Origin of the sequence: Mesorhizobium sp. M7A.F.Ca.US.006.04.2.1 (assembly GCF_004022915.1) — a bacterium.
Lineage (GTDB): Bacteria > Pseudomonadota > Alphaproteobacteria > Rhizobiales > Rhizobiaceae > Mesorhizobium > Mesorhizobium ciceri.
On the sequence record NZ_RZQA01001337.1, the window covers coordinates 1 to 1,050 of the forward strand.

The 1,050-nt window shown below is 61.1% G+C and carries 2 protein-coding genes; both read right to left on the reverse strand.

Going from position 1 to position 1,050, the window contains the following annotated elements; all coding sequences use genetic code 11:
• A partial coding sequence (locus EN925_RS37125; protein ID WP_164894722.1) for a transglutaminase family protein occupies nt 1-748 on the reverse strand: 748 nt, incomplete at its 3' end.
• Between the two features lie 112 nt (nt 749-860).
• On the reverse strand, nt 861-1,050 hold a 190-nt coding region (locus EN925_RS37130; protein WP_281040705.1), incomplete at its 5' end, for an acyl-CoA dehydrogenase family protein.

Consider the following 1,050-nt stretch of genomic DNA (forward strand, 5'->3'; position numbering starts at 1 on the left):
GGCCCGAGGTCGGATCGAAGCCGATCCAGCCGGCGCCGGGAAGATAGACCTCGCACCACGCATGCAGATCGGTGAAGTCGACGGCGGTTCCGGCTGGACCGTCCAGCGCCACCAGATCGGGCTTCAACTGGACCAGATAGCCGGAAACGAAGCGCGCCGCGATGCCGAGATTGCGCAGGATCTGCACCAGCAGCCAGCTCGAATCCCGGCACGATCCCTTTTTCGCGGCCAAGGTCTCTTCCGGCGAGAACACACCGGTTTCCATGCGCACGATATAGGCGATCTCGCGCTGCAGCCGCGCGTTGAGATCGACCAGGAAATTGACGGTGTTGGCAGCGCTGCGATCGATGGTCTTCAGCAGCGCCGACAGCAGCGGTCCCGCCGGCTCCGGAGTGCGATAGATGGCGAGATCGTCGCGTATCTCTTCCGGATACTCGAACGGAAACGCCTCGGCCGACGGCTCGACGAAGAAATCGAACGGATTGTAGACCGTCATGTCGGCGACGAGGTCAACCTCGATCTTCAACTCCGTCACCGGCTCCGGAAAGACGAAGCGGGCGAGGAAATTGCCGTAAGGATCCTGCTGCAGATTGACGAAGTGGTTCGCCGGCTCGACCTTGAGCGAATGGCTCAGCACCTTGGTACGGGAATGCGGCGCCGGCTGCAGCCGGATGATCTGGGGCCCGAGAACCACCGGCCGGTCGTATTTGTAATGGGTCAGGTGGTAGACGGCTGCCAGAATTGCCATGGGGCCCCGGAATTCAGCGTTTCAAACGATTTCGCTGAACCCTGACACATCTGGCGACCATTCTCCAAGCAGAGATGTTGCGGTGCACCTAATTTAAGCAACGGTTACCGGCTCAGAAAAATGCCTGCAACCCCGTCTGCGCCCTTCCCAGGATCAGCGCATGCACGTCATGCGTGCCTTCATAGGTGTTGACCGTCTCCAGGTTCTGCGCGTGGCGCATGACGTGGTAGCCGATCTGGATGCCGTTGCCGCCATGCATGTCGCGGGCCTGGCGGGCGATATCCAGCGCCTTGCCGCAATTG